Origin of the sequence: Advenella mimigardefordensis DPN7, assembly GCF_000521505.1 — a bacterium.
Taxonomy (GTDB): domain Bacteria; phylum Pseudomonadota; class Gammaproteobacteria; order Burkholderiales; family Burkholderiaceae_B; genus Advenella; species Advenella mimigardefordensis.
Window position 1 is genome coordinate 1,036,825 of the sequence record NZ_CP003915.1, and the last position, 22,706, is coordinate 1,059,530.

The following is a 22,706-nucleotide window of genomic DNA, read 5'->3' on the forward strand; positions in this document are numbered from 1 at the left end:
GACGTCAGTTAGCGTATTTCCGATGGTTTTCCTGTTACAACTGCCTTGTTGCGATTTATTACAGCTGTCGGCAAAAGGGATGCCGCGCCCCGGTAAATAGGTAAAAATAGGGGCTTCCTGAATCAGAAGCGTTGTCAGACCTATGCCGGCTCCCTCAAGTACCAATAGAAAGTCCCGTAAACCGTTACTCCTGCTGATTATTCTGCTGCTTGCCGGCGGTGGTTATTACTATTGGCAGCACAGCGCCGATCAAAAACAGGCAGACAAACCGGCGGCAGGGCAACGGGCGGGCGGCGCAGCGCCGGCCTCGGGCGGGCGCGGTGCCCCGGGAGGCGGGCGCAATGGCATGCCTATGGTGGCCACCCCCGTTAGCGTTGTGCCTGTCATGAAAAAAAATCTCACGGTCAGTGTCAGTGGCCTGGGTACCGTTACCGCGTTCAATACCGTGACGGTGCGCAGCCGGGTTGACGGCCCGATTCAGAAAATTCTCTTTACCGAAGGCCAGAAGGTCAATGAAGGCGATCTGCTGGTGCAGATTGACCCGCGCTCATTTGAAGTGGCGCTGCAGCAGGCGCAGGGCACACTGGCACAGAATACGGCACTGCTGGCCAATGCCAAACGGGATTTACAACGCTATCAGACGCTGTTCAAGCAGGATTCGATCGCCCGCCAGCAGGTAGATACGCAGCAGTCCCTGGTGCGCCAGTATGAAGGCCAGGCACAAAACAATCAGGCCGCCGTCAATGAGGCCCGCCTGTCGCTGACCTACACCAAAGTGACCGCACCCATCAGTGGGCGGCTGGGTCTGCGCACGGTGGACGTGGGCAATCTGGTGTCTGCAGGCTCCACCGACGGGATCGTCACCATTACCCAGGTGCAGCCCATTGCGGTGGTATTCTCCATGCCAGAATCCTGGTTGCCCGATGTCGCCGGTCCGCTATATAAGGGCGAAAAGCTCAAGGTCGTTTTGCGCGACCGCGACAATAAGACGCAACTGGCCGAAGGCGAACTGGCCTCCATGGATAATGCCGTGGATACTACCACGGGTACCGTCAGGATGAAGGCGACATTCGCCAACGAAAACGAAACGCTGTTTCCGAATCAGTTTGTGAATACGGAACTGAAAGTGCGCGAGGTGCCCGATGCGCTGGTGGTCATGTCCGATGCCATTCAGAACAGTTCCCGCGGCCCCTATGTGTATATAGTGAAAGACGACAATACTGTTGAGACCCGCCAGATTGAACTGGGGGTGGTCGATAGTGGCTATACCCAGATTACCAAGGGGCTGGCCGAAGGAGAACAGGTGGTCTCGGAAGGCGTGGATCGTCTGCGTAATGGGGCCAAAGTTGAGATCGTCAAGTGAATATCTCGCGCACGTTCATTCTGAAGCCGGTGGCAACCACGCTGGCGATGATCGCCATTTTTCTGGGCGGTCTGGTTGCCTATCGTCTGTTACCTGTTTCTGCACTGCCTGAAGTCGATTATCCGACCATCCAGGTTGTGTCGCTGTATCCGGGGGCGGGGCCCGACACGATGGCATCGCTGGTCACCTCGCCGCTTGAGCGTCAGTTTGGACAGATGCCCGGCTTATTGCAAATGACATCGTCCAGCTCGGGCGGCGCATCAGTGGTCACGCTGCAGTTCGGGCTGGATGTGCAAATGAGCGTGGCCGAACAGGAGGTGCAGGCGGCGATCAACGCGGCATCGAACCTGTTGCCTTCGGATATGCCCATGCCGCCGGTGTACAACAAGGTCAATCCGGCAGACCGGCCCGTTGTCACACTGGCGATCTCGTCGGATAATGTGCCCCTGCATGAGGCCCGTGACCTGGTTGAAACCCGCATGGCGCAAAAACTGTCGCAGATATCGGGGGTGGGGCTGGTCAGTATCGCGGGCGGGCAACGGCCGGCGTTGCGCATCCAGGTGAACCCCACAGCCCTCGCTGCCAATGGTCTGGCCTTAAGCGATGTGCGCACCGCTATCACCGCGGCCAATGTCAACCAGCCTACCGGCAATATCGATGGTCCGCGTCGAGGCACAACCATCTATGCCAATAGCCAGGTCAAAACGGCAGCCGAATACAACAATCTGATTCTTGCCTACAACAACGGCGCGCCGCTGCGCCTGAAGGATGTGGCCAACACGATTGAATCGGCCGAGGATGTGCGACAGGCCGCATGGATTAATGACAAACCGGCTATTCTGCTCAATATCCAGCGTCAGCCCGGCGCCAATGTGATCGATGTCGTGGACAATGTGCAAAAGCTGCTGCCGCAACTGCGGCAGGCTTTGCCGGCTTCGCTGCAGGTTGATGTGGTGGCGGATCGCACCGAAACCATTCGCGAATCGATCAATCATGTGCAAAATGAAATGCTGATGGCGATCCTGCTGGTGATCGTGGTGACCTATGCGTTTTTGCGCAGTTTCAGTGCAACGGTCATTCCTTCCATTGTGGTGCCGCTGTCTATCGTTGGCACCTTTGGTGTGATGTACCTGCTGGGCTTCAGTCTGAACAATCTGACGCTGATGGCGCTCACCATTGCCACCGGTTTTGTGGTGGATGATGCCATTGTCATGATCGAAAATATCGCGCGTCATATCGAAAACGGCGAAAACCCCATGCAGGCCGCGCTCAAGGGGGCCGCCGAAATCGGCTTTACCCTGATCTCGCTGACCGTCTCGCTTATTGCGGTGCTGATTCCGCTGCTGTTCATGGGCGACGTGATCGGCCGGCTGTTCAGTGAGTTTGCCATTACGCTGGCGACGGCCATTATTATTTCACTCGTGATCTCCCTGACGCTGACGCCGATGATGTGCGCGCGCATGCTCAAGCCCGAGTCTGAGTACGAGGGTAATCGCCTGCATCGTCGTCTGGGACAGGCGATTGATCGGGTGATTCATGGTTACGACCGCATGCTTACTGTGGTCCTGCGGCATCAGACCCTGACGCTGCTGGTGGCGCTGGCCACTTTTGTACTTACTGTCCTGCTTTACATGTGGATTCCGAAGGGATTTTTCCCGCAGCAGGATACGGGCATGATCCAGATCATTACCGAAGCACCGCAGTCGTCCTCATTCAAAATGATGTCCGAGCGCCAGGTGCAGATCGCCCGGGCGATCAAGGCAGATCCGGCGGTTGCCTCGGTCTCCTCGTTCATCGGTGTGGATGGCTCGAATGCCACGCTGAATACCGGGCGGATGCAGGTAGAACTCAAGCCCACGGGAGAGCGTGACACCATTACAGATGTCATGGCGCGTCTGGAAGAACGGGCTGCGCAGGTGCAGGGCATGAAAGTCTATTTGCAGGCATCACAGGATCTGACCATCGATGCCCGGGTTTCGCGCACGCAATATCAATTGAGCTTGTCCAGCCTGGATGCGGCGCAACTGCGCGAATGGGTCCCTGTCTTTGTTGAGCATCTGGCGGCCGACAAGGCTCTGGCCGGTGTGACCGACAACTTCCAGTTCAATGGCCTGCAAACGCTTGTTAAAGTGGACCGGGATGCAGCGGCGCGCTATGGCATCACCATGACACAGATTGATAACGCGCTGTATGATGCCTTTGGTCAGCGTCTGGTGTCCACGATCTTTACCCAGTCTGCCCAGTATCGGGTGGTGATGGAAGTGGCCGAGCATTTTCGCGATAATCCCGCCGATCTTGACCAGGTGTACATCAAGACCTCTGCCGGCACACCGATTGCGCTGACACAATTGGCGCAGATTGTGCCGGGGCAGGAGTTGCTGGAAGTGATGCGTGTTGATCAGTTCCCGTCCGCACTGGTCTCTTTCAACCTGGCGCCCGGCGCATCGTTATCCGATGCCGTGCAGCGTGTGAATCAGATCAAGGCCGAGATCGGGTTGCCGGCATCCGTGGAAATGCGCTTTCAGGGAGCGGCGCAGGCGTTCGAGTCGTCACTGTCCAGCACATTATGGCTGTTGCTGGCTGCCGTCTTTACCATGTATATCGTGCTTGGCGTGCTGTACGAAAGCTACATCCATCCGGTAACCATTCTGTCAACGCTGCCTTCTGCGGCAGTGGGGGCGCTGCTGGCGCTGATGCTGTCCGGTAACGAGCTGGATATGATCGGCATTATCGGGATTATTCTGCTTATCGGCATCGTCAAGAAGAATGCCATCATGATGATCGATTTTGCGCTGGATGCCGAGCGTCATCAGGGGCTGCCTCCGGTCAAGGCGATTCATCAGGCGGCGCTGCTGCGTTTTCGGCCTATTCTCATGACCACGCTGGCTGCGCTGTTCGGTGCGATCCCGCTCATGCTCTCCACCGGCACCGGTGCTGAATTGCGGCAGCCGCTGGGGCTGACCATGGTGGGTGGTCTGATCTGCAGCCAGTTGCTCACGCTGTTTACCACGCCGGTCATTTACCTGATGTTTGACAGGCTAGCCAAAAAAACAGGCCATCTGACGTGGCCGCGCAGGCCGAACTATGAGTCTGTCGCGCCCGTTCATCCTTAGACCGGTAGCAACGTCACTTCTGGCGCTGGCGGTTGCAGTGATGGGCATGGTCGCCTTCTTTCTGTTGCCGGTGGCGCCGTTGCCCACACTGGACTCGCCGGTCATTGTGGTGCGCGCCTCATTGTCCGGCGCCAGCCCCGAGACCATGGCCTCAAGCGTAGCCACGCCGCTGGAGCGCTCGCTGGGCAATATTGCCGGAATCGATTTAATGCAGTCCAGCAGTTCGGAAGGGTCTACGTCCATTTTCATGATATTTGACCTGAACAAGGACGTGCATACGGCTGCCCGCGAAGTGCAGGCCGCCATTAATGCGGCGCGGCCCCTGTTGCCCAGCAGTATGAAGCAGCCGCCCACCTATCGAAATGTCAATCCGTCCTCGACGCCGGTGATGGTACTTGCTCTGACCTCGGATCTGCTTGGCCAGGGCGAGTTGTATGACCTGGCCTCTACGATCCTGGCGCAGAAGCTGGCGCAGGTGCGCGGGGTGGGTGAAGTGACGGTAGGCGGCAGCTCTTTGCCGGCCGTGCGTGTGGATTTGAATCCCAATATGCTCAATAACATGGGCATTTCGCTGGATACCGTTCGCGAGGCGCTGGCAGCGACCAACTCGGTCAGGCCCAAGGGTTTTCTGGACAATAATGAATATCAGTGGCAACTGGCTACCAACGGGCAATTGCGTTATGCCAGGGATTTTGAAAACCTGATCGTTGCCTGGAAAGATAATACCGCCGTCCGTCTGCGCGATGTTGCGCATGTCTATGATTCCACTGAAAGCCTGTACAACAAGGGTTTTTACAACACCAAGCAGGCCGTGGTGCTGCTGGTGCGTCGGCAGGCCGATGCCAACATCATTCAGACGGTGGACGCGGTCAATGCCATGTTGCCTGACCTGACCCAGTTGCTGCCGCCGCAGGTGAATCTGGATGTGGCGCAGGACCGTACGCCCAGTATCCGGGCGACCCTGCACGAGGCCGAACTGACGCTGATTATTGCGGTACTGCTGGTGATCGTGGTGGTGATGCTCTTTCTGCAACGCCTGCGCGCGACGCTGATTCCGGCCATTTCGGTGCCGGTTTCGCTGATGGGCACGTTTATCTTCATGTACTTTCTGGGCTACTCGCTCAATACCATTTCGCTGATGGCCCTGATCGTAGCCACCGGTTTTGTAGTCGATGACTCGATTGTGGTGCTGGAAAATGTCATGCGATACATCGAACGCGGCATGCATCCCATGCGTGCGGCATTGGTGGGCGCGCGTGAAGTGGGCTTCACCGTGGTGAGTATGAGTGTGTCCCTGGTGGCGGTATTTATTCCACTGCTGTTTATGGGCGGGCTGATCGGCAGGCTGTTTCTTGAGTTTGCCATGACGCTGTCGGTGGCCATCGTTATGTCGCTGATTGTTTCGCTCACGCTCACGCCCATGATGTGCGCGCAGTTGCTCAGGCATGAGCCGAATCTGGAGAAGAGCCGTCTGCAGCGGATGTGGGATGGTTTTTTTGATCGTCTGGTCGCCGGCTATGGGCGCATGCTGCGTTTTGCCATTCGCTTTCGTTTTCTGACGTTGCTTACGCTGGTTGCCACGGTCGTGCTGAATGTCTATCTGTATATTGCGGTTCCCAAAGGCTTCTTTCCGGAACAGGATACCGGGATGATTCAGGGATTTTTCCGTGCCGATCAGGGGACGTCATTTGCTGCGACGGTGCCCAAACTGGAAGCGTATCGCAAGGCGATTCTGCAAAATCCGAATGTGGACACCGTTTCAGGGTACTCCGGCGGTCGTGGTGGCAGCAATAGCAGCTTCTTTCTGATCCAGCTCAAGCCGTTTGCAGAACGATCACAGTCGGCAACGGAAATTATCAACGATATGCGCAAGTCCCTGCCGACGATTGCCGGCGCACGGCTCTCGCTGGTGCCGCAACAGGATATCCGCGCCGGCCGGGGCGGGGACTCCGCCGGTTCCTACCAGTATGATATGTTGTCGGGGGATCTGGATACCTTGCGCAAATGGGTGCCGCAGGTACGACAGGCGATGAGCACCTTGCCCGAATTGGTGGATGTGCAGTCCGAAGCCGAGGAAAAAGGGCGACGGATTGAACTGGTGATCAACCGGGAAAGTGCGACCCGGCTGAATGTGGAAATGTCCACGATTGCCGGTGTGCTGAACAATCTGTTCAGCCAGCGACAGGTGTCCACCATTTACAGTGCGCTGAACCAGTACCAGGTGGTGATGGGCATTGATGTCAAATATGCGCAGGATCCTGAAGTGCTCAAGACCGTGCAGATTATCGCCTCGGATGGCAAACTGGTGCCGCTATCGGCCTTTGCCTCGTTTCAGATCGGTACCTCGCCCCTGTCCGTTTCACATCAGGGGCTGATGGCGTCTGATTCGATTTCCTTTTCGCTGGCTGAAGGCGTATCGCTGGAGCAGGCTAGCGATGCGATTGAAAATGCGGTGGCCCGTATTGGTTTGCCGGCCAATGAAATTCAGGCCGGCTTTGGCGGCAATGCACAACTGTTTCAGCAGTCGTCGTCCCAGCAACCGCTGCTGATCCTCGGGGCGCTGGTCGTCATGTATCTGATCCTGGGCATGCTTTATGAAAGCTATATGCATCCGCTGACGATTCTGTCGACCCTGCCTTCGGCTGGGGTGGGCGCGTTACTGGCATTGCTGATGGTCAATATGGAATTTACGGTGATTGCGCTGATCGGCGTTTTCCTGCTGATTGGCATCGTCAAGAAAAATGCCATTATCATGGTGGACTTTGCGCTTGCGCTGGAACGGGAAAAAGATATACCGCCCGAAGAGGCCATTTACGACGCATGTATTGTGCGTTTCCGGCCGATTATGATGACCACCATGGCGGCCATGTTCGGCGCGCTGCCGTTGATCCTGGCCACCGGCGCCGGGGTGGAAATGCGCCAGCCGCTGGGTATTGCAATTGTGGGTGGCCTGGTTCTGAGTCAGGTTTTGACCTTGTTTACCACGCCGGTCGTGTATATTTATCTTGATCGGCTGCGCCACAGGTTCAAGTGGCGCAGCAAAAACAAAAACACACCGGCAGACGGGCCTGAAGTGGCGCCTGGTTCCGGTCAATAACTGTAGTGAATGCGCTTGTATGAAAATGACCAGAAATGCCGTGCAACCCTTCTTCCGCCCCTTCCGCCTGACCGCCGCGACTGCTGCTTTATTGTTGCTGGCAGCGTGTGCCGTGGGCCCCGATTATGTCGTCCCGCAACAGGATACGGGGGGCAGCTTCAAATCGGCCCAGGGCTGGGTGCAGGCCCGACCGGGCGAACCCCTGGCCAGCGATAGCTGGTGGCAACGCTATCAGGATCCTCTGCTGAACCAGCTGATCGGACAACTGAATGTGTCCAATCAGACACTGGCTCAGGCGGTGGCGCGTTACGATCAGGCGGTGGCGACAGCGGCGCAGTCACGCTCTTCCTTTTTCCCCACAGTGGGTTTCAGCCTGTCAGGTGACCGGGCCAAAACGGCCAGCGGTATTGGCAATTCGGTGAACGGCTCGGCCTCTCTGCAATGGGAAGCGGACTTATGGGGCAAGCTGCGCCGACAGTACGAGAGCAGCAGAAGCGATGAACAGGCCAGCAGGGCCGATGTGGCTGCTGCGCGTCTGAGCATGCAATCGACTCTGGCCCAGCAGTACTTCGCCCTGCGCATGCTGGACGAACGCAAGCGTTTGCTGCTGGCCAATGTCCGCGCCTATGAACGTTCGGTACAGATTAACCAGAATCGCTATGAGCAGGGCGTGGCGGCCCGTGCCGACGTGGTTAGTGCCCAGGCTCAGCTGGAGAGTGCGCGGGCTTCTGCCATCGCGATTGAAGCGGACCGCAATACGGCCGAGCATGCGATTGCAGTGCTGATTGGCCAGCCGCCCGCAGCATTCGCTATTCAGGACCGGCCTTACGAGGTGACATTCCCGTCCATTCCTGTGGGCATGCCATCTACGCTGTTGCTACGTCGTCCCGATATCGTGGCTGCCGAGAGAAGGGTTGCGGCAGCCAATGCACAGATTGGCGTGGCCCAGGCCGCCTGGTTTCCCGATCTGACACTGGGAGGCTCCATCGGCAATACCACCGCTACATTGGCACAGTGGCTGGCCTCGCCGTTGCAATTCTGGTCACTCGGACCGTCGCTGGCCATGACGTTGCTTGATGGTGGTGCACGTGCGGGGGCGGTGGATGCCTCCAGGGCTTCCTATCGCGCTGAAGTGGCAACCTATCGCCAAACCGTTCTGACCGGTCTGCAGGAAGTGGAAGATGCCATCAGCACCCTACGTGTACTGGAGCGGCAGCAGGCGGCACAGATGCGTGCGCTTACTGCGGCCCGCCAGTCGCTTGCGATTACCCAGAACCAGTATCTGGCCGGACTGGTTGATTACTTAAGCGTCGCTCAGGTGCAATCAAACGCTTATTCGGCTGAACAGACCGCCCTGCAACTGGAAAGCCAGCGTTTGCAGGCCAGTGTGCAGTTGATTGCGGCGCTGGGCGGAGGCTGGGATAAACAGGCGCTGCAAGGCAGCGCGGCGCCATAATAAACGCGGATTTCAGGGAACCGATTGGGCCGACGCCCGGGAGTCCTGGAGCCCTGTAGCGATGTGGCACCCTGACTGAGTGTTCAGGGTCTGCCCAATTTATCGCAATGCCCGCGGCTGCGTTAATCCCGGGTTCTCGCGCACTGTGTGCCCTTCATACTCAGTACGAAACATGCATCAATCTGACGGTTCGACGCGGATTGACAGGGCGCCAGGATCAATCCGCCAGGTTGACCCGTTGTGATCTAAAATGCCCTGATGCCACAAGGGTTCTTCCGGTGCGATGGAAATAGTGTGGTAAAAATCGTTATATTGTTATTGCTTTTTATCCCGGTTTTCATACAGGTTTCAGTGTTATGCCAATTTATAAATGCGAGTCTTCCTCGCTCAATCCCCAGACTTTCCCGTTGGATGAAATCGTAATGGGCCTGCGCGACGCGCGCTTCAAATGGCGCACCGACCAGAATCGTCTCAAGGAAATGGGTGGGCGCCATCTGCCGTCGCCGCAAACCATCAACGAGGCGCTGGAGCTGGTGATTGGTGCGCTGTTTCCAATGCGTCTTGGCCCGAACGATTTGTTGCAGGAAAATGAAGATTTTTATGTCGGGCACACCATCGGTGTTGCGCTCAATACATTGCTGACTCAGGTGCGCCTTGAGGTACGCCATCAGCATAGAAACGAAGATGCGGATCCGGCCGAACTGGAAAAAACGGCGGTAGACATCACGCGGGAATTTGCACGCAAGTTGCCGGGCGTACGCAGCTTACTGGATACCGATGTTTACGCCGCTTATTCCGGTGACCCGGCAGCTAAAAGTGTGGACGAAGTACTGCTGTGCTACCCCGGGGTGCTGGCCATGGTCTACCACCGCCTGGCCCATTGCCTGTATACGCTGGGCGTGCCGCTGGTGGCGCGCATTGCCGCCGAGCTGGCCCATGGTCAGACCGGCATTGACATTCACCCGGGGGCGCAAATTGGCGCCGGGTTCTTTATTGATCATGGTACCGGTGTGGTGATTGGTGAAACCGCAATTATCGGTGAACGGGTGCGGCTGTATCAGAACGTGACGCTGGGCGCCAAGAGTTTTCCGACAGACAGCAACGGCGATCTGAGTAAGGGTATTGCACGCCATCCGATAGTCGAAGATGATGTGGTCATATACGCTGGTGCAACGGTGCTGGGCAGGGTCACTATCGGCAAGGGTGCCGTGGTGGGCGGTAACGTCTGGCTTACTCATGATGTCGCCCCGGGCTGTTTCGTGCGTCAGGCATCTTCCAGCAACAAGGAGGCGTTGTTCAATGGCAACTGTGATTAAGACGCGTTACTGTTGAATATCCGAGGAAGCCAGTATGAAAAAATCATACAGGCTGTTTTTTCCCAGTGATTGCATCTGTGGTTAAGGATTGAGGTTCGCCCTGCCGTCAGGGCAATGGCGGAACAACACAAATGAGCCGCATCTGGTGCGACCCTTAACTGGCCGAATTAACCGGCAGCCTTAACCTGCCAGTCCACGAATCGCAGCAATCCCGTGCGCACCGTGCTCGCGAGCGATCTCCAGCGTGGCGGCTGACTGACCGCCGATGGCATACACCGGCAGGCCTGCCTCGCCGGCGATGCTGGCAAAACCGTCCCAGCCCAGTGGCGGCTGATCGGGATGTGATGGCGTTTCCAGCACATGTCCCAGGACGACAAAATCGGCACCCAGCACCTGCGCGTAAAGTGCATCGGCCGTGTTGTGTGCCGAGACGCCGACCAGATATTTTTCCTCAGGCAGCGGACGGGCGTCGGCCAGCAGTGCGTCCTGTGCCCGCAATTGCACCCCGTCGGCCAGCTTCCACCAGGCTTTGGGGTGCACGCTGTTAATCAGTACCCGGGCACCGGCGGCATGGCAGCAGCCAATGGCACGTTCGAATACGTCCTTCAGACTGGCTGCGGCCGGACCATCGGGCCAGGACGGCTCGCGCAATTGCACCAGTTTCACGCCCTGGTCCAGTTGTTGTTGCAGATTGGCCAGCCATGCCTGGCTGTTTTCAGGTTGCTGAATATTTGAAATGGCATAGTGAGGGGGCAGGCGCAGCCAGCGCAGTGGGGGCAGGGAGGCCGGCAGCAACTCTCCCAATTTGTTGGCCTCTTCAGGCGTGGTCCAGGCCAGTTGCTGCTCTTCCAGTGACCTGGGGGTGCCATCCCAGCCGGTGACCCGCCAGAAAGCCAGATTGACAATGGTTTTCGGGTATTCGTAGGTGAATGTCACCCATGGGGTGCAGGTGTGTACGTCAATGCCCAGTTCTTCCTTGAGTTCGCGTACCAGTGCCTGCTTCTGTGATTCACCTTCTTCGATCTTGCCGCCGGGGAACTCCCACCAGTCTTCCCAGGGCTTGCCCTTGGGGCGCTGACCCAGCAGGATCTCGCCGGTTTGTTCATTCAGGATGACGCCGACGACGACTTTGATATACGGTTTTGTGGCATTCATTGCTCGGCTCCGCTGTCGGCCTGCCCGGATGTGCTGGCCGGCATATGCCGGGCTGCCCAGTCACGGGCAAAATGCCGGGCTACCCGGCCGGAACGCGAGCCACGCTCAAGCGTCCATTGCAGGGCTTCAGTCCTGCTTTCCGCGATAAATTCAGGCGGGCAACCCAGTTCACGCAGCCAGTGCGCGACAATATCCAGATAGTCGTCCTGGCGGAACGGATAGAACGACAGCCAGATGCCAAAGCGCTCGGACAGCGAAATTTTCTCTTCCACGGTTTCACCCGGGTGAATTTCGCCGTCGGGCTGATGCTTGGTGGATAAATTCTCGTTCATGTATTCAGGCATCAGATGACGGCGGTTGGAGGTGGCATAAATGAGCACATTCTCTCCGGCCGACGCAATGGAGCCGTCCAGTACCGATTTCAGGGCCTTGTAGCCGGCTTCGCCTTCTTCAAACGACAGATCGTCGCAGAAAATAATGAATCGCTCCGGGCGGCCGGCAACAATGTCAACCAGATCAGTCAGGTCGGCCAGGTCAGATTTATCCATTTCCACCAGGCGCAGGCCCTGTGGCGCATACTCGGCCAGCATGGCCTTGACCAGAGAACTCTTGCCGGTGCCACGGGCGCCGGTCATCAGCACATTGTTTGCCGGCTTTTTCTGCAGGAAGTGGCGCGTGTTGCGATCAATGATGTCGCGCTGGCGTTCGATATGCAGCAAATCGTCTTTGTGAATGCTGGAAATATGTTTGACCGCTTCAAGCCAGCCGGTGGAGCCCTTGCGGCGCCAGCGGAAAGCGTGTGCGCTCCAGTCTACCGGCGGAGGCGCCGGCGGAAGCCAGGCGGCCAGCTGGCGCAGAACCTGATCGGCGCGTTCGATCAGGGAAGAGAGGTCGGGACGGGAATCGGGGCTGCTCACTTGCGTGTGTCCTATGTGGGTCAATAGCGGTCAAAACGCATACATTATCATCAAAAAAAGGCCTTTGTCTGTTTCTTGCGGCGGCCTGGAATATAATCACTGCTTGCCGTGAGTTATTTCCCTTTTCTGCTTCAGGATTTGCTTTGAACCTCCCAGAGATTATCCGTCCCATCACCGATGATATGCGCGCCGTGGATGGCGTAATCCGCAAGAAACTCGACTCTGACGTTGTTCTGATCCGTACCATTGGTGAATACATCATTGGCGCGGGTGGCAAGCGCATGCGACCCGCACTGGTCCTGATGGCGGCCCGGGCCTTCGGCTATCAGGGCCAGGCGCATCATACCCTGGCTGCGGTCGTTGAATTTATTCATACGTCCACATTGCTGCACGACGACGTGGTCGACGAATCGGATATGCGTCGCGGCCGCGATACGGCCAATGCGGTATTTGGTAACGCCGCCAGTGTACTGGTAGGCGACTATCTGTATTCCCGGTCGTTCGAAATGATGGTTGAGCTCGACTCCATGCGGATCATGCAGGTATTGTCTGCGGCAACCACTGTGATTGCCGAAGGCGAAGTGCTGCAACTGCTCAATGTGCATGATCCCGATGTCTCGGTTGAACGTTACCTGCAGGTGATTCGTTACAAAACGGCCAAACTGTTTGAAGCCGCCATGCAAACCGGTGCCTTGCTGGCCGGTGTGACGCCAGAGCAGGAGAGCGCTGCAGCCGATTATGGTCGCTACGTGGGCACGGCCTTTCAGCTAATAGACGATGTGCTCGACTACACGGGCGATGTGGAATCGCTGGGTAAGAACGTGGGTGACGATCTGCGGGAAGGCAAGCCGACCCTGCCGCTCATTCGTGTCATGCAGGTGGGCACCCCGGAGCAGCGTTCCTTGATCCACAAGGCCATTGAAACCGGCGAAGCCGATTTTGCCGAAGTTGCCCGTGCCATCAACGACACCGACGCCCTGCAATACACCCGCCAGGTGGCCCGCGAAGAGGCTGAACGCGCGCGCGCTGCGTTGCAGGCGTTCCCCGACTCCGAGTGCCGGGAATCGTTGCTGGCATTTTGCACTTTTGCTACTGAACGTGACCGCTAATTTATAGCGTGGCCACCCGCGCTCTGTCAGTCACATCCCGCTTCTTAACATTGCTCATGCCGCTCAGGGTTTACCTGAGTGGCGAATCTGCCTGCGCGCGTCCGATAAAAAATTGGGTTATAGTTGTCTGGTAAAACCGTGTTCACGGCCAGCCCACTGGCGTACGGCCTGAATTTAAAAAATAATTTTTTTGAGGTTCAAGATGATCAAGAGCAAACTGAAAGCAGCCTTACTGGGATTTGCCATCACGTTGGCCGTGCCGGCAACTACCGTTGCTCAGGCACAGGACAAAGAGCTTGTGGTTGCCACCGATACCGCCTTTGTGCCCTTCGAATTCAAGCAGGACGGCAAATATGTGGGTTTCGACGTTGAGTTGTGGGACGCGCTGGCCAAGGATATGGGCGTTAAATACCGCCTGCAGCCCATGGATTTCAACGGCATCATTCCCGGACTGCAAACCAGGAATATCGACGTTGCGCTGGCTGGTATTACCATCAAGGATGAGCGCAAAAAGGTCATTGATTTCTCTGATCCATATTACGAAAGCGGTATTGCCATCCTCACATCTGTGAAGAATCAGGACAGCATCAAGACCGCCAAAGACCTGGCCGGCAAGGACGTGGCAGCAAAAACCGGTACTGCCACGGTTGATTTCCTGAAAAAGGAAGTGCCCGATGCCAAGGTCAAACTGTTCCCCAATATCGACAACGCCTTTCTTGATCTGGCCACCGGCCGTGTCGATGCGGTCGTCCACGATACGCCTAACGTTCAGTATTACGCCAACACCGGCGGCAAGGGCAAGGTTGTTGTGACTGGCTCTGTCCAGAGTGGCGATTTCTACGGCATTGCCTTTCCTAAAGGCAGCGACCTGATCGAAAAGGTCAACGCATCGCTGAAAAAGCTGAAAGAAAATGGCGAATACGACAAAATCTATACCAAATGGTTTGGTCAGGCAGTGAAGTAATTGCCTGCGCTCCCCGTGTATAACCATACATCGCGGGTGCTATATCGCCGACGATAGTGATCCGGTGATTGTCTCCATGCGGATACAGTCACCGGATTTTGCTTTTTCCGGCCACACTATTCAAACAGGATATAACATATGGATTTTGACTTTTCCGTTATTCAGGATGCGCTGCCCAGCCTGCTGGCAGGCACCTGGGTCACAATCAAAATTACATTCTGGGGGCTGTTCGGCGGCGTGCTGCTGGGCGCCATCACGGGTGTGATCCGAACCTACATTCCGTCGCTGTTTTCAGCCGAAGCCATCCGCCGCAATCTGATTACCGGCATCCTGGGGCCGTTGCTGAGTCTGGTGGCCCAGATCTATGTACTGGTGGTGCGGGGCACGCCTATCGTGGTGCAGGTCATGTTTATCTATTTTGCCCTGCCATTGCTCATGGACGTGCGCGTGGATGGCATGTCGGCCGCCATTGCCACTTTAATCATTAATTCCGGAGCGTATATTGCCGAAATCGTGCGCGGCGCGCTGCAGTCTGTACCCAAGGGGCTGTTCGAAGCAGGCCAATCCATGGGCCTTTCCTTTTACCGGATTCTGCTCAAGATTATCTGGCCGGTGGCGTTTCGCCGCATGATTCCGGCGTTGGGCAACCAGTGCATTATCAGTCTGAAGGATTCATCGCTTTTCATCGTGATCGGCGTGGCCGAGCTGACCCGTCAGGGTCAGGAAATCATGGCTGCCAACTTTCGCGCAGTAGAAATCTGGGGTGCCGTCGCCGTCATTTACCTGATTTTGAACGGGCTGATTGCACTCGTTCTGAAAATCATGGAACACAGGATGCGTAACGTATGAGTATGGTTACATTTGAACATGTCGTCAAACGATTCGGCGACAATACGATTCTGAACGATATCAGTCTGAACATCGAAAAGGGCGAAGTAGTGGTGGTGGTGGGGCCATCCGGTTCCGGTAAATCCACGTTCCTGCGCTGTATTAACGCTCTGGAAACCATTCAGGAAGGCGATATCCGGGTTGGCGAACTCAGCGTGCGCGGCACGCAGGCCGAGGTGCGTGAACTGCGCCGCGAGGCGGGCATGGTCTTTCAGCAATTTAACCTGTTTCCGCAACTGACGGCACTGGAAAATGTCATGTTCGGCCCGCTGGAGTCTCGTGGCGTATCAAAGCAGCAGGCGCGTACCGAAGCGATCGCGTTGCTGGAAAAAGTGGGGCTGGCCGAAAGAATGAATCATTATCCGAGCGAACTGTCTGGCGGCCAGCAGCAGCGGGTAGCTATCGCACGTTCACTGGCGGTCAAGCCTTTATTGATGCTGTTTGACGAGCCCACTTCGGCCCTTGATCCGGAATTGCGTCACGAAGTGCTTAAAGTGATGAAGGATCTGGCAGAAGAGGGCATGACCATGGTGGTGGTGACGCATGAAATGGACTTTGCCAGCAAGGTAGGCAGTCGCCTGCTTTTCATCGATAACGGCAAAATTGCCCATGACGGTAAACCGGCGGAGCTATTGTCTTCACCGCCAAGTCAGCGTTTGAAAGACTTTCTGCAGCATGTGGTGTAAATTAGCGGATTCCCCCGTTTTTTCCAGGATGAAAGTCAGTCATGCCCCAATATCGTTCCAAAACGTCGACTCACGGTCGTAATATGGCCGGTGCGCGTGCCTTGTGGCGCGCCACCGGTATGAAAGATGGCGACTTCGGTAAACCGATAGTTGCTGTCGTCAACTCATTTACCCAGTTTGTTCCGGGGCACGTGCACCTGAAGGATATGGGGCAACTGGTCGCACGGCACATCGAGACGGCCGGCGGTGTAGCCAAAGAGTTCAATACGATTGCGGTGGACGACGGTATTGCCATGGGGCACGGCGGCATGCTGTATTCGCTGCCATCGCGCGAACTGATTGCCGATTCGGTCGAATACATGGTCAACGCACATTGCGCCGATGCCATGGTTTGTATTTCCAACTGCGACAAGATCACCCCGGGTATGCTGATGGCTGCCATGCGGCTGAATATTCCTGTGGTGTTTGTTTCCGGTGGTCCGATGGAAGCCGGTAAAGTACTTGCGCCGGACACCAACAAAGTGATCAAGCTGGATCTGGTTGACGCCATGATCAAGGCGGGTGATCCGACGGTGTCGGACGCCGAAACAGATGCCGTGGAACGCAGCGCATGCCCGACTTGTGGCTCCTGTTCAGGTATGTTTACCGCCAATTCCATGAACTGTCTGACCGAAGTGCTGGGCCTGTCCCTGCCGGGTAATGGCAGTATCGTTGCGACCCATGCCCGTCGTCGTGGATTGTTCGAGCGTGCTGGTGAGCTGATCGTTGAGTTGTGCAAGCGCTATTACGAACAGGACGATGCATCGGTGCTGCCGCGCTCTATTGCGAGCAAAAGCGCCTTTGAGAACGCCATGACCCTGGATGTGGCCATGGGCGGCTCAACCAACACTGTGCTGCACCTGCTGGCCGCGGCGCAGGAAGCAGGTGTGGATTTCAACATGGCAGACATTGACCGCATTTCGCGCCATGTGCCTTGTGTTTGTAAAGTCGCGCCGGCCACCAATAAATTTCATATGGAAGACGTGCACCGCGCTGGCGGCGTGATCGCCATTCTGGGTGAATTGCGTCGTGCGGGCCTGCTCGATGCAGACGCCGGGAATGTACACAGTGGTACGCTGGGCAAGGCGATTGATGCCTGGGACGTGAACAGCGGTCATGCCTCGGAAGAGGTTCAAACGTTCTATAAAGCGTCTCCTGGCGGTGTACCAACTCAGGTCGCCTTCAGTCAGGATCGGCAATTTGCCGAACTGGATCTGGATCGTGCCGAAGGTTGTATTCGCGACAAGGCGCATGCCTATTCGCAGGATGGCGGTCTGGCGGTGCTGTACGGTAATCTGGCGGAAAATGGCTGTATTGTTAAAACCGCAGGTGTGGATGAACGTATCCTGAAATTTACCGGCCGGGCCATTGTGTTCGAGAGCCAGGAAGATGCGACTGACGGTATTCTGGGTGGCAAGGTCAAGGAAGGCCACGTCGTGATTATTCGCTACGAGGGCCCCAAAGGCGGACCCGGCATGCAGGAAATGCTGTATCCCACCTCATATCTCAAATCCAAGGGACTGGGCGCCAAGGCGGCATTGCTGACCGATGGTCGCTTCTCTGGCGGTTCCTCAGGTCTGGTGATTGGTCATGCTTCTCCCGAAGCGGCAGAGGGCGGTACCATTGGTCTGGTGCATGACGATGACGTGATTGAAATCGACATTCCCAATCGCACCATTAACCTGGCCGTGGATGATACCGAACTGACGCGTCGTCGTGCCGAGATGGAGAATCGCGGCCAAAGCGCCTGGCATCCGGTGCATCGTGAGCGTTATGTATCACAGGCGCTCAAGGCCTATGCTGCGATGGCTACTTCCGCCGATCGCGGTGCAGTACGCGACATCAGTCAGTTGACAAAATAAAGCGAAGCGCGGCCGGTTTATCCGGCCGTTTTTCTTTGTAAAGCCCTTCAGTGTTGTCGCGTATTTTCCTGTTGTATTCAAAATCAGGAGACACAGATGAGCAAGTCAGATAAAGCGGCAGATAGCGGTAAGGCTGATAGCAGGGCAAAGCGCCCGTCGCAAGGACAGGTTGCCGCGAAGTCGGGATCCGGTCGCAACACAGCCGATTCTTTGGTACCCGACGCAGCCAACAGACTGCAGGGCAGTCCGGCAATCAGCAAGCGCCTGAGCACACCGCGTAAAAGGGATTTTCCGGTAAGCGAAGCACGGCGTTATCTTGAGCCAGGCCCGATTGTTCTGGTGTCCTCGCACTGGCAGGGGCGCCACAATATCATGACCATGGGCTGGCATTGCATTCTGGAGTTTGCCCCCTCATTGTTCGGCTGCATTATTTCATCTGGCAATCACAGTTTCGATATGATTCGCAAAAGCAGTGAGTGCGTTATCAATCTGCCTACCACTGCGCTGACGGATATTGTCTGTCGCATTGGCAATTGCAGCGGTAGCTCGGTGGACAAATTCTCCGCATTTGGATTGACAGCCAGCCCCGCAGAGCAGGTGAGCGCGCCGCTTATTGACCAATGCCATGCTGCGTTTGAATGCAAACTGCATGACGATGTGCTGGTCGATAAATATAATTATTTCATCTTCGAAATTGTGAAGGCGCATGTTGCTACCAGACCGGCCCATCCGGAAACGCTGCACTATACCGGCGATGGGGTATTCATGGTTGCCGGCAGGATCATCAGCCGCCGCAGCCTGTTCAGCAAAGTGCTGTGACAATGCGCATGCAGGCGCGCCAGCGGCAGCGCCTGCTGTTGCGACTATCCTGAATTGCGCAGACCGGTGGCAATGCCATTGATGGTCAGATGGATGGTACGCTGGCTGCGTACTTGTTCCAGCTTGGAGGGTTCTTCTTCGGCATCCTCCAGCGCACGCTGGCGCCGGATGACTTCGACCTGCAGATAATTCAACGGATCGGTGTAGGCAAAGCGCTCCTGCAACGCGGCTTTCAGCGGTTGATTGTCGGCCAGCAGATCCTGCTGTTTGATGCTAAACAGGGCATCGCGCGTTAAGCCGAATTCTTTTTCAATCATGCCGAAGATCGTGCTGCGTATCTGCTGGTCTGCGACCAGTTCGCTGTATTGCCGTCCGATGTCCATATCGGTTTTAGCCAGCACCATTTCCATATTGGACAGCACAGTCTGGAAAAACGGCCAGTGTGCAGCCATGTCGCGCAACAATTGCGTGCGTGATTGCGGTGTACTGCCATCGTCCTTGCCGGTACCCAGGCGAATGAACGTATCAATCGCGGTACCCACACCATACCAGCCGGTGATCATCAGCCGGCATTGCGCCCAGGAGAAGCCCCAGGGGATGGCGCGCAGATCTTCAATACGCTGACCCTTTTTACGCGAGGCGGGACGTGAGCCGATATTCAGCCCGGCAATTTCATTGATGGGGGTTGCTGCAAAAAAGTATTCAACAAAGCCCGGGGTGTCATATACCAGCCGACGATAGGCATGCTGAGCGGTATCGGACAGCCAGGCCATGGCTTGTGTATAGCGCTGCAGGGTCTCCGCGTCCTTGCGCGTTTCCTCATGCGGCGCCAGGCTGCTGAGCAATGTCGCTGATACAAGCAGTTCCAGATTCACGCGTCCGCTTTCGGCATTTTTGTACTTGGTCTGAATCACTTCACCCTGTTCGGTCAGCCGGATTTGTCCGTCTACCGTGCCCGGTGGTTGTGCCAGGATGGCATCGAAGCTGGAACCGCCGCCACGCCCGACCGAGCCGCCCCGGCCATGGAACAGGCGCAGGCGCACGTCATGGCGACGGAACACCTCAAGCAGTTGCAATTCGGCGTTATATAAAGACCAGTTGGAGGTGAGGTAACCGCCATCCTTGTTACTGTCCGAATAACCCAGCATGACTTCCTGAATATTGTCCTGAGCATGGATGACGCGTTCGCGCACTTGTGGCAAGGCCAGCCAGCGGTCCATAATAGCCGGGCCGGCTTCCAGGTCGGGAATGGTTTCAAACAGCGGTACAACGATCAGGCCGTCGCCGTGTGTCACCGGCAAACGCTGGCCCGAGTCATCGCGCTGTTGTGAGATCAGCCCGGTTTCCTGTTGCAGGACCAGCACTTCCAGCAGATCACTGAGGGTTTCGGTATGAGAAACAATATACTGGGTGATCGCGTGGTGGCCGTAGTGGCGCCTTACGGTAGCCGCCGCCTGCAAAATGGCCAGTTCCTTGCGGGTTTCTTCACTGTATTGCTGCCAGGGCGACACCAGGGGACGGCTATCATCCAGCTCGGCCAGCAGCAAGGCAATTTTCCGTTCTTCGTCAAGCTGGTCGTATTGCACCGGCTTGCCGTCATATTTGATGGCAGCGCGCTGATACAGTTCGGTCAGAATGCGTTCGTGCACATCGGAGCTTTGTCGCAGATCCAGTGCGGCCAGGTGAAAGCCAAACACGGCCACAGCCTGCTGCAGTTCCTGCAAACGCAGGGGTACGACGGCTGCGGCATGGTTATCGCAAAGAGAGCGGGCAATGACGGCCAGATCCGCCGCAAACGCCGCCGGGTCTGCATACGGCTCGGCCGGCACCGTATTACGCAGGGCCAGGTCGTGCGCAGTCAGGTGTTTGGCTGTTGCTGCCAGACGGGCGTATACGCCAATCAGCGCGCGGCGATAGGGTTCGTCAAGCCGGTGGCGTGATTGATCCGGGCTATTGTCGGACAGGCTGGCCAGTTCCGGCGAAACCTGCGTGAGCGAGGTGCTTAGCGACAGTTCGGAGCCCAGCAGATGAATCTGTGACAGGTAGTACTCGAACAGCGTGGTGGCATGGCGGTTCATCGCATGGGTGAGCGTGTCGGCGTTCACGTTGGGGTTGCCGTCGCGGTCACCGCCAATCCATGAGCCCATTTTCAGAAAGGTGGGCATCAGCGCTGCGTTGTCGGGCGGCCCGCCCAGCTTGCGTGCAAATGTGGTGTACAGGGTAGGGATCGCTTTCAGGAAGGTCGTGTTGAAATAGGCCACCGCATTTTCAATTTCATCATTGACTGTCAGTTTGTTAAAACGCAGCATGCGCGTCAGCCAGAGCGTTTTGATATAGCCGGTCAGCGCCAGAGCCAGTTGATGGCTTTCTTCTTCGGTCAGGCGGCTGTCGAGGTCCACCAGGCACTGACTGATATGTCGGTGCAGATCCAGCGTACTTTTGCGCTGTACTTCCGTTGGGTGGGCTGTCAGCACCGGGACAATCATGGTTTTGGCCAGAAAATCCCGGACCTGGCTATGCTGCACGCCATGGCGTTCGAGCTCAGTCAGGGTGTGCCCAAGGGTGCCGGTTTGCGGGTCGTTCCTGCTGAGCAACCTGCGGCGCTGGCGCTTTTGCTGATCCCGGTCTTCTGCCAGGTTGGCCAGATGCAGGAAGTAGCTGAAGGCACGCGACAGGGTATTGGCCTGTTCATCGGACAAGGCTGTCAGCTTGTTGATCATGGTATCGCGTTCTTGCGGGATTCCTTCCCGTTTGAAGCGTACCGCGGCGCGGCGCACCGTTTCAATGACGTCAAAAATCGGCTGGCCCTCCGATTCCCGAATAGCTGCCCCAAGGATCCTGCCCAGCAGCCGAATGTCCTGCTGCATTTCATTTCTGTCTGTGCTTGCGTTGTCCACGTTGTCCACGTTGTCTCTTATGTCGGTTAGTTAAGCAAATGCGTTTTTTGTATTGTAGGGTGTTTTTTCCGCCGGGGTATTCCGTTTAGCGAAACTGCGTCTTTTGAATTTGTCGTAAATGTTCCGGTTCGATAATGCTGCTGCCGGTGAAGGGCCGGTCATTCACCAGAATGAGGAACGTGATACTGGCAAAGCTCAACGAAATAAGTACGACCGCTTTGCGCAATTCATTACGGGTGTGATAGTGAATATCGTAAATGACATACATGCAGACACACAGAAGGATCAGCAGCACCAGCCATTTCTGCATATTGATATGATAGTTGGCAACATTGAGCCGCTCATCGCGGGCTTCCCGAACCTGTTTCAAATACGTGTTAAGCAGCGCCATCTGTGAGCTGATGTATGGGTCGTCACGTACTTCAATGGCGGTTTTGGCCGCATTGATAACCAGCACATCCAGCGCTGATTCGGTCATTTCGCTGGCCTGATCGCGCCCCATCCGCGGCCATTCATCCTGCAGGGCGGCATTCACATAAGTCTGCAGGCGGGCGCGCAGATCTTTGTTTATTTCTTCGGGCATATGCCTGAGTACCCTGAGCGCATCGCCGACTGAGCCGGCTTCCTGCTCGGTTGCCGCCTGTCCCTTTTCGTTTTCCTTCCATACATCACTGGCCATGAAGGCCATGTTCAGGCCGATAGGTACCAGCAGGCCGGAAATCAGGGTATGGCTCAGGGCACTGCTGCGTGGCGACGTGCTATTTTTGCGCTGGAGTCGAATAATCAGGACAACGAACATGGACATACCCAGAAAGCAGAAAAGGCACAGAATCCAGACGAGAAAATTGGGTATGTCGAACAGCAAATTGTAAAGTTGCATGACTTTCCTCACGGGCGGCATCAGCGCATCAATGTGAATTTTTTACGGCGGCATGAAAGGCGGCCAGGCCGGTTTTATGGCCTCTCGTATTCTACCTGCTGTCTGCATGTGGCCAATATGGGGAATATTGCAATTGAAAAAAATG

At 56.4% G+C, this 22,706-nt stretch carries 15 protein-coding genes; 11 read left to right on the forward strand and 4 right to left on the reverse strand.

Translation table 11 applies throughout. The features are described from left to right. Nucleotides 1–142 precede the first annotated feature (142 nt). The 5 genes from MIM_RS04795 to epsC all read left to right on the forward strand — a co-directional run bounded on the left by MIM_RS04795 (nucleotide 143) and on the right by epsC (nucleotide 10,345). Entirely contained in the window at nucleotides 143–1,363 is a 1,221-nt protein-coding gene (locus tag MIM_RS04795) for an MdtA/MuxA family multidrug efflux RND transporter periplasmic adaptor subunit (protein ID WP_025371632.1), read from the forward strand. Further along, a complete protein-coding gene (locus tag MIM_RS04800) occupies nucleotides 1,360–4,476 on the forward strand; it encodes a multidrug efflux RND transporter permease subunit (RefSeq protein ID WP_025371633.1) in 3,117 nt (1,038 codons plus the stop codon). The genes MIM_RS04795 and MIM_RS04800 overlap by 4 nt, the downstream gene beginning before the upstream one ends. Further along, entirely contained in the window at nucleotides 4,448–7,573 is a 3,126-nt protein-coding gene (locus tag MIM_RS04805; RefSeq protein WP_025371634.1) for an efflux RND transporter permease subunit, read from the forward strand. The genes MIM_RS04800 and MIM_RS04805 overlap by 29 nt, the downstream gene beginning before the upstream one ends. 19 nt (nucleotides 7,574–7,592) lie before the next feature. Continuing rightward, entirely contained in the window at nucleotides 7,593–9,029 is a 1,437-nt protein-coding gene (locus tag MIM_RS04810; RefSeq protein ID WP_245592814.1) for an efflux transporter outer membrane subunit, read from the forward strand. 356 nt (nucleotides 9,030–9,385) lie between these two features. Continuing rightward, the gene (epsC, locus tag MIM_RS04815) at nucleotides 9,386–10,345 is read left to right on the forward strand and encodes a serine O-acetyltransferase EpsC (RefSeq protein ID WP_025371636.1); all 960 of its coding nucleotides are present in this window, start codon (nucleotides 9,386–9,388) and stop codon (nucleotides 10,343–10,345) included. Nucleotides 10,346–10,525: 180 nt separating this feature from the next. Here epsC and MIM_RS04820 read toward each other — a convergent pair whose 3' ends face one another. Then, nucleotides 10,526–11,500 carry a Nudix family hydrolase gene (locus tag MIM_RS04820; protein ID WP_025371637.1) on the reverse strand — a complete coding sequence of 325 codons (975 nt, stop codon included), beginning with the start codon at nucleotides 11,498–11,500 and terminating at the stop codon, nucleotides 10,526–10,528. Beyond that, nucleotides 11,497–12,417, reverse strand: coding sequence for an ATP-binding protein (locus MIM_RS04825; protein WP_025371638.1), 921 nt, complete (start codon nucleotides 12,415–12,417; stop codon nucleotides 11,497–11,499). Before MIM_RS04825 ends, MIM_RS04820 begins: the two co-directional genes overlap by 4 nt. A 143-nt stretch (nucleotides 12,418–12,560) precedes the next feature. Between MIM_RS04825 and ispB the strand changes: the two genes are divergently transcribed. The 6 genes from ispB (at nucleotide 12,561) to MIM_RS04855 (ending at nucleotide 18,784) form a co-directional block, all read left to right on the forward strand. Further along, nucleotides 12,561–13,526, forward strand: a complete 966-nt coding sequence (ispB, locus tag MIM_RS04830) for an octaprenyl diphosphate synthase (RefSeq protein ID WP_025371639.1) — start codon at nucleotides 12,561–12,563, stop codon at nucleotides 13,524–13,526. Nucleotides 13,527–13,728: 202 nt separating this feature from the next. Next, the gene (gene glnH, locus MIM_RS04835) at nucleotides 13,729–14,490 is read left to right on the forward strand and encodes a glutamine ABC transporter substrate-binding protein GlnH (protein WP_025371640.1); all 762 of its coding nucleotides are present in this window, start codon (nucleotides 13,729–13,731) and stop codon (nucleotides 14,488–14,490) included. A 138-nt stretch (nucleotides 14,491–14,628) separates the two neighbouring features. Beyond that, nucleotides 14,629–15,339 carry a glutamine ABC transporter permease GlnP gene (glnP, locus tag MIM_RS04840; RefSeq protein WP_025371641.1) on the forward strand — a complete coding sequence of 237 codons (711 nt, stop codon included), beginning with the start codon at nucleotides 14,629–14,631 and terminating at the stop codon, nucleotides 15,337–15,339. Further along, nucleotides 15,336–16,064: a glutamine ABC transporter ATP-binding protein GlnQ gene (glnQ, locus tag MIM_RS04845; protein WP_025371642.1), complete on the forward strand. Its 729-nt coding sequence runs from the start codon at nucleotides 15,336–15,338 to the stop codon at nucleotides 16,062–16,064. The genes glnP and glnQ overlap by 4 nt, the downstream gene beginning before the upstream one ends. Nucleotides 16,065–16,105: 41 nt before the next feature. After that, a complete protein-coding gene (gene ilvD, locus MIM_RS04850; RefSeq protein ID WP_025371643.1) occupies nucleotides 16,106–17,965 on the forward strand; it encodes a dihydroxy-acid dehydratase in 1,860 nt (619 codons plus the stop codon). A 96-nt stretch (nucleotides 17,966–18,061) separates the two neighbouring features. Beyond that, the gene (locus MIM_RS04855; RefSeq protein WP_084458918.1) at nucleotides 18,062–18,784 is read left to right on the forward strand and encodes a flavin reductase family protein; all 723 of its coding nucleotides are present in this window, start codon (nucleotides 18,062–18,064) and stop codon (nucleotides 18,782–18,784) included. 44 nt (nucleotides 18,785–18,828) lie between these two features. On the opposite strand, the gene ppc is transcribed toward MIM_RS04855, so the two are convergent. Together ppc and MIM_RS04865 are read right to left on the reverse strand one after the other, a co-directional pair. Beyond that, on the reverse strand, nucleotides 18,829–21,651 hold the full coding sequence (gene ppc, locus MIM_RS04860; RefSeq protein ID WP_042069981.1) for a phosphoenolpyruvate carboxylase: 2,823 nt from the start codon (nucleotides 21,649–21,651) through the stop codon (nucleotides 18,829–18,831). Nucleotides 21,652–21,766: 115 nt separating this feature from the next. Beyond that, nucleotides 21,767–22,561 (reverse strand): bestrophin-like domain, encoded by a 795-nt coding sequence (locus tag MIM_RS04865; RefSeq protein WP_025371646.1) that lies wholly within the window; start codon nucleotides 22,559–22,561, stop codon nucleotides 21,767–21,769. Between the last annotated feature and the right edge of the window lie 145 nt (nucleotides 22,562–22,706).